Source organism: Methanocalculus sp., assembly GCF_030651615.1.
Taxonomy (GTDB): Archaea; Halobacteriota; Methanomicrobia; order Methanomicrobiales; family Methanocorpusculaceae; genus Methanocalculus.
In genome coordinates, this window is record NZ_JAUSCG010000023.1 from 1 (window position 1) to 7,203 (window position 7,203).

General features: G+C 52.7%; 5 protein-coding genes and 1 pseudogene. 4 read left to right on the top strand and 2 right to left on the bottom strand.

The genetic code is table 11. The features are described 5' to 3' along the window. Together Q7V06_RS00745 and Q7V06_RS00750 are read right to left on the bottom strand one after the other, a co-directional pair. Window positions 1-497, bottom strand: a pseudogene (locus Q7V06_RS00745) (O-phospho-L-seryl-tRNA:Cys-tRNA synthase); the annotation flags it as partial. After that, on the bottom strand, window positions 498-677 hold the full coding sequence (locus Q7V06_RS00750; protein WP_304836606.1) for a hypothetical protein: 180 nt from the start codon (window positions 675-677) through the stop codon (window positions 498-500). Between the two features lie 86 nt (window positions 678-763). On the opposite strand from Q7V06_RS00750, the gene Q7V06_RS00755 reads away from it, so the two are divergent. The 4 genes from Q7V06_RS00755 to Q7V06_RS00770 form a co-directional block, all read left to right on the top strand. Further along, window positions 764-1,897 carry an exonuclease SbcCD subunit D gene (locus Q7V06_RS00755; protein WP_304836609.1) on the top strand — a complete coding sequence of 378 codons (1,134 nt, stop codon included), beginning with the start codon at window positions 764-766 and terminating at the stop codon, window positions 1,895-1,897. Then, window positions 1,894-5,061: an SMC family ATPase gene (locus Q7V06_RS00760; protein ID WP_304836612.1), complete on the top strand. Its 3,168-nt coding sequence runs from the start codon at window positions 1,894-1,896 to the stop codon at window positions 5,059-5,061. The genes Q7V06_RS00755 and Q7V06_RS00760 overlap by 4 nt, the downstream gene beginning before the upstream one ends. After that, on the top strand, window positions 5,058-6,032 hold the full coding sequence (locus Q7V06_RS00765) for a DNA double-strand break repair nuclease NurA (protein ID WP_304836616.1): 975 nt from the start codon (window positions 5,058-5,060) through the stop codon (window positions 6,030-6,032). Before Q7V06_RS00760 ends, Q7V06_RS00765 begins: the two co-directional genes overlap by 4 nt. Continuing rightward, on the top strand, window positions 6,010-7,203 hold a 1,194-nt coding region (locus tag Q7V06_RS00770; protein ID WP_304836620.1), incomplete at its 3' end, for an ATP-binding protein. The genes Q7V06_RS00765 and Q7V06_RS00770, both read left to right, overlap by 23 nt.

Sequence of the window (7,203 nt, forward strand, 5' to 3'; positions counted from 1 at the left end):
TGGTAATCCACACCTTCGATGAAGAGGAGTGCAGGAGTCTTCCCTTCAGTTCGGATCACCCGCTCGATCGTCTCTGCTGCTGCATCGGCTGTGATATGGTTCTCAGCATCCTTTGGGATCTCCCTTGGAAGCCCTTTCACCGACTCAACAGCAATGAACTCGGTATAATGCGAGAGTGCCGTGAGGATGACCGGATCACCCTTTGAGACCAATCCCTGACAGACCGCCTGAAATCCACGTCTCGCACCGGGAACGACACGGCAGGCATCCATATCGAGCCATGAAGCGAGATCGGTATGGAACTCTGCAATGGGCGGACTCTTGATATAGTCAAGCCTAAACGGCTTCCTGCAGTTGTCACAGACCGAATAACCATCACCATACGCAATCACCGCCTTCATCGCATCAGCGGTGAGCCGCCCGCCAACCTGGATTGGGTCGATGTTGATTGCAGTCTCATCAACCTGCCGGGCTTCTATTCCCTCTGCACACTTCATTCAGATCAGCTCCTCTTCAAGGATCTCCACCTGACGTTTCACTTTCGAGATAATCTTCTCTGCTTTTGCCTTCTCTTCGGCGTTCAGTACATGGAGTGGTGCGGTCTCCCTGAGCATCACCCTGATATCGGTCAGAAGGAAGAGTGACTGAAAGAGTGCATCTGTTGCACGTTGTGACATAGTACAGAATCATTATGCCGCCTTCACCTTTTAGTTTCACCCTCCGCTCCCAGCACTTAATTCATCCGGGGTAGAAGATACCACCAATGAAGATCATCCATATCGCTGACACTCACCTCGGTGTCGCGGCCTTCTCCCGGATCGACCCTGATACCGGCATGAACCTCAGGGAACAGCAGATCTATGATAACTTCCTCGAATCAATCAGGGAGATCTGTAAGGAGAAGCCCGATGTTCTCCTCCATGCGGGAGATCTCTTCGATTCGGTGAAGCCCAGAACACAGGCGTATGTCACCGCATTCGAGGCGCTTGAGATACTCTCGGATGCGGAGATCCCGCTTGTCATGATCGCAGGCAACCACAGCATCCCAAAGACCCGGTATACCCGCGCACCATTTGCCCTTCTGGAGTATTATCCCGGCACGGTGCATATGGCTTACAGATTCAGGTATGAGTCATATGAGGTTGGAGACACGATCTTCCATTTAATCCCGAATATGCTGACGCCGGATGCATACCGTGTCGCATACGACCAGATAGAGCGATCCAGAGCCCATACAAATGTCCTCGTTACCCACGGGCTTGCCAGCGATATCCGTGACCGCCGCCTTGCAACCGTTGCAGAGCATGAACTGGATTCAACGATGACGACTGCGGACTTCGATTATATTGCACTTGGTCATTACCATAACCAGAGCCGGATAGGCCCTCATGCCTGGTATTCGGGCTCTCTTGAACACCTCACCTATGGCGAGATGCATGAGACGAAAGGAGGGCTTATCATCGATCCATCCGGAAGAACGGTCACCCCCCTCCCTCTCCCGAAGACTCCGATGGTCGATCTCGGATCGGTATCAGCAGACGATCTCAGTGCAGGTGAGGTGATCGAGGCGATCGAAGTTCGGATCGAAGAGATCCGATCCACTACCCTTCCGATGGCACAGATTACCTTAACGGGCATCAGAAAAGAGACGGCACGCGCAATCGCCGGGAGGGAACTGGCACGCATCCGTGAATCTCTCCTTGACCTTCGGATCAGGACGCTCTCTCCTGAGGATATTGTGACCGAAGGGAGACGGAACGACTCAGGTTTCAATATTCAGGAGGAATTTGCATCATTTGTGAAGAACAGGGGTCTGCCTGAAAAGACAGAGTCATTCATTCTGCAGAAGGGATCAGCTGTCCTCACATCCGTAGTCGAAGAGGAGGATATGGAATGATCCTCGAAGAACTTTCCCTCAAAAACTTTAAACGCTATAAATACCAGGATTTCACCTTCAAAGACGGGATCACCGCCATTATCGGGAGCAACGGGTCCGGGAAGAGCAGTGTTATGGAGGGGATCGTCTTTGCTCTCTATGGGATCTCGGGATCAGGGATCGATCCCGATTATGTTGTATCTTCCGGGGCAGGACCAAAAGAGCGGTGCGAGGTCCGCCTTACCTTCTCGACAGGCGGGGAGCGGTATATCATTGCCCGTTCATTTCGCAAGGGTCAGACGACCCATCATGATGCCTCTCTCAACTTCGCAGATGGCAGGTTGATTGCGTCAGGCGTGAGTCCGGTGAGGGAAGCGGTTCTTCGGATACTCAGGATGGGGCCATCCGACTTCAGGACGACGATCTATGCGCCACAGCGGGATCTCCTCTCCCTCCTTGACAAAAACCCTGTCGAACGGAAACGCTGGTTCATGCGTGCCCTTGGGATCGAACGTATTCGGGACGGGTCATGGGAGCTGATCCGAAAAGAGATCCGTACATTGGAAGAGACGATCGCCTCGCTGACGGGAAGACTTGAAGAGATTGATGCAGAACGCCTGAAGATTCAGGATAAAGAGGAGCAGGAGAAGGAAGAGGGATATAAGGTCCGTCTTGCAGCTCTCATCTGTGAGGAGGAGGAGATCGGATTGGCTGAGGCAGCAGCGGGCAGGCGGCTCGATGAACTCAGACAATTGATGACAGAGCTTGCTAAACTCAGGACCAGCCGTGCAAACCGGCAGGAAAGGATACTTCAGCTTCGTCGATCACTTGAAGAGAAGAACTCCGAACTTTCACTCCTTCAGAAAGATCAGATGGATTTCAACCTCTCTGCAGAGAAGGAAGCAGTATATGAGGAGATTACCTATCGTGCCGGACAGCTCAGAAAGGCTCGTGAGGAGTATCTGGATGCCTCTCTTCGTCTCAAAGAGGCTGAGAGGAGGTATGAAGAACAGAAAATCGCTCGTTCAAAGGTCGAAGAGCGGCTCTCTCTTGTCAGAGTGGCCGAAGGAGTGATCACCCGCCTTTCAGGTATCCCGGCAGAGCGTGAGCGGCTTGTCTCGGAGAGGATTCTTCTTGAAACAGCACAGAAGGCATACCACAGGGCCGTGCTGGGACTTGCAACAATCGAGTCTGAGATCAGGGTTATCCGGGAACAGGCGCAGTCCCTGATGCAGGAACGTGAGAAGCTGAAGACTCAGGAGCAGGCCCTCTTGCATCTGGAGGAGAGGATCACTCTTCTTGACGGGATCACTCTTATCTCGGAGCGATGTGCCGAGGGGGAGCGGATACAGAAGGAGTGCCTCCGGATCGAGGATCTGATCAAAGCGATCGAGGGTGATATCCGGGGATTACGATCAGATGCCATACCCTTAGCTGAAGAGGTGCAGAAGAAGGAAGCCGCATGTATGGCTCTTGTGGAAGCAAGGAGTGAACGTGAGCTGATCCGGGATCGGACTGCCACCATCCGCTCTGAACTCTCTTCAGGAAAGACCAGTATATCAGAGGCAGAGCGACATCTCCTGGAACTTGATCAGGCAGGAGAAGAGAGCCCCTGCCCGACCTGCGGCGAACCTCTCAAGGATAGGTATCAGGATGCACGCATGCGACTCCTTGACCAGATACAATCCCTCAGGTCAGTTCAGGGAACTCTCAGGAGTGAACTCACCTCACTTGAGGAGCGATTAAAGAGAGAGGAACTGGCGATCACATCGATCGAGGTGGATATTGCGGCATCCACCGTTGCTGAACGAAAGCTGGCTGGTATCGAAGCGAGGATCGAAGAGCGGGTGAAAGAGCATGAACGACACCAGACTCTCCATCAGGAGAAGATCCGGGAACTCACTGCACTGAAGATCTCCGATCTTGATCCGGCTCGTGTGAAAGAGCAGGTTGAGGTTTATCAGTCACTCATTGCTGAAAAGGATGAACTCCTCATTGCACTCCGGCGGGTCCCGGCCCTTGAGTCTGATCATCAGGTCCTTACAGAGCGGGCAGAAAGGCTCTTTTCAAGGATGGAAGAGGTTATATCTCTCCGTGAAGCATCCGGGTATTCGGAGGATAGGATTGCCCTGGTCATGAGAGAGATCAGAAGGCTTGATCCCCTTTATGAAGAGTATCGGGAATCCTCTGTTCTGGTCAGGGAGAAGGATGCACTTCTTGCAGATCTTCAGTCCATAATTGGGCAGATGGATCAGATTTCAGTTCATTGTGAAGAGATCCGGTTGCTCATTCCAAAGATCGGTTTTGATTCTGCCACATATGCAGAGGCTGAAGAAGCATTGAGAGGCGCAGTTGAAAACCACGAGCGCTACCTCACACTGAAAGGGCGGGTTGACCGCATACCTGCAGTGCAGGCTGATATTACGCGTACTCATGAAGAGAAAGAGCACGGAGAGGCCGATATCGAACGAATTGATCGTGAGCTCTCCCTTCACTCATCTGTTCCTGAAACTCTCGAAGCCATTAAAAGGGAGGCTGAGGAACTATCGAGCAGAAAAAGGCGGTGTATCGCAGATATACGGGAATTTACCGGCCTTCTTGCCGGTGTTGTACAGACCCGGAGGCGAATTATCGAATCTATTACAAAGTCAGGTTATTTTGAGGAGGAGAGATCCCGTGCCCTCTCTGAGAAGGCCCTCCTTGAATCGACAGGCATAATCCTGAAACAGTTTGCCGATCACCTGATCGGATCTGTCCGTGGGAGGATAGAAGGTGATGTCGGTGAGATCCTCTCACTGATCACCGATGGCAGGTACGAGCATGTCACCATTGATGATGACTTCTCAATCAGGGTGCATGAAGCGGGGGAAGATTACCCTGCATCAAGGTTCTCAGGTGGTGAACAGGATGACATTGCCGTTGCCCTCAGGATCGCCCTCTCCCGCCATATCGCCGCCACCCATCGGATCAGGGATGCAACAGTACTCATATTTGATGAGATCTTCGGGAGCCAGGATGAGGAACGGCGGAGACATTTAATCCGGGCTCTCCGAAAACAGGAACCATACTTTCCCCAGATCCTGTTGATCTCCCATATCGAGGGGGTGCAGGAGGAGTGCCAGACGACCATACGGGTTGAAGAACAGCCTGATCTCACCAGTATTGCTCTGGAGGTTTTGGAATGAACGGCACCTATGTCCAGGACCTGATCCGGGTGGTTGCTGAGATCAGGCGGAGGAGGGAGGGAGATCATGGAGAACTGTTCCTCTCCAAACGGGGTATCCAAAGGAGAGACTTCATCCCGATCTCACCTGTTGGTGATCGACCTGTTGCGGCGGTCGATGGGAGCAATGCAACGGTCTATTCCACTCCTTTCTTCTCCCTGACGGTATGCAGGGGTGCGATCACCGCCTATCGCAACCAGGCACGGGATACCCTCAGGCTGACACCCTGGCGTATCTTCCGGGTTGGGGAAGGGCAGGATGAGGACTTTGCCGAACTGTACAGGGAGTGGTATGGGAGAGATCCCGATGCACCTCTCTCAAAGGATGATACTCAGGGTGCAGAAGCCGCATTTCGGGACAGCATCGAGTACGGGCTTGCTCTTATCGCAGCACGAACGTACGATCCCGGTACCCAACTCATCCTTGATGGCGCACTCTATGCAGAACATCCTTCTCACCGGGATGTACTCGCTGAAATCATAAAAACTTGCAGGGAGCGTGGCCTGCTCCTTGCAGCCGTCACAAAGAATGCTGGAGCCACATGGGACGGGGTACACCCGCTTGTGCCTGCTGTCATGAAGGGGGCAGGCACTCTTGGCATACGGCCGCCCTGGTGCCTCAGGGTTGATGAAGGGTATGTTGCCTGCCTCCATCCCCGTTCGACCCGTGCATTCCTCGTCACGGTGCCTGATGGCTATACGGATGATGAGGTCGCTTCTGTCTTTTCAGCTCTCATCGCATATGCAGGGGATGGGAGGGTCGTCGGGTATCCTTACCCCCTGCTGGATGCCCATCGGCACGCGGCGATCAGGTACGATCAGGTACAGAGGATAAAACAGGATATCATCGCCGGGTGTTCCACCCAGTCGATCGATTGCGATGAGTATGATGAGATATTTGGAGATTACCATGACGAACTTAATCGATATTGATACAGCCGATGCAGCGAAGTTCCGCCTCATCGGCCAGACCGTTTCGAGCTACCGGTGTGCCGTTCCCTATACGAGTGAGATCTTCCTCGGTGATCTCCTGGCAGTTCATGATACCAGGAAGCATTTCACCTTCTATGCAAAGGTGACCGGGATACAGCATGCCAGTAATTTTGCCGATTCGAACTGGGATACACGACCGCATACCGGCCACTTCTACAATCTTGGTGAGGATGTCTTCCTCCTCCTTGAAGCGACCCCGCTTGGGTACCTCGATGAGAATAGAAGATTCCGTCGCCCAAAGACCGTTCCGACGAAGTTCTCGGAGGTCAGGATCGCAGAAGAGGAGGATTTTGCCTTCCTCCGCGAGTATATGGGATCGATAGAGGTCGGCCTTGTGAGAAACGGGACCGGCACTGTCGCATCTGCGAAAGTTGGCCTCCATCCCCATGATCTCAATCAGCATATGGGAGTCTTTGCAACCACCGGGATGGGGAAGAGCAACTTTATGAAGGTCTTCTCTGCCTCATGTATGAAGGAGCAGCCTTTCGGTCTTCTGATGGTTGATCCGCATGGTGAATACCTCAAGGGAAAGGCAACACCCGGAGGGGATTCAAATCCCGGTCTCATCCATTATAAAGAGGGAAAAGACGGCCTTGCCATCTTCTCGACCCGTGATGAGAAGTCGATCAGAACCTATGGTGCATCCACCCTGAGCATCGCATATGATGATTTCAGACCATCTGATCTCTATCCGATCTTTGAGTTTTCTGAACCACAGAGTGAGATCCTTGAGACGGTGACCGATATCTCCGGGTCCGTTCTGATCGATTTCTTCAGTTCAACTGACTTCACTGAGGACTGGTATCAATGCTATTCCGGAACGCACAGGGCACTTGCACACCGCCTAAAAGAGTTTCATGAAGCATCGCTTCGATCCATAAAACGGAAACTTGAGATCCTGACCCGGCAGAACTCGTTCTTCAGGAGATCCGGATCTTCAGTGCAGGCGATAAAAAAAGCGCTTGAAAAGCGCCAGGTGGTCCTGATTGATATCCCCGGAATGCGTGAACAGTCCGAACTCTTCATCCTCTCACTCCTGACCAGAACCCTCCTTAATGAACGCAGAGATGTCGGGTTCGGATCAGATGATGGGGAGCCTGCCGATCAGATA

Excerpts from the sequence above, each read along its gene's own strand:
- Q7V06_RS00750 (WP_304836606.1), bottom strand. The coding sequence starts at position 677 with ATGTCACAACGTGCAACAGATGCACTCTTTCAGTCACTCTTCCTTCTG.
- Q7V06_RS00755 (WP_304836609.1), top strand. The coding sequence starts at position 764 with ATGAAGATCATCCATATCGCTGACACTCACCTCGGTGTCGCGGCCTTC.
- Q7V06_RS00760 (WP_304836612.1), top strand. The coding sequence starts at position 1,894 with ATGATCCTCGAAGAACTTTCCCTCAAAAACTTTAAACGCTATAAATAC.
- Q7V06_RS00765 (WP_304836616.1), top strand. The coding sequence starts at position 5,058 with ATGAACGGCACCTATGTCCAGGACCTGATCCGGGTGGTTGCTGAGATC.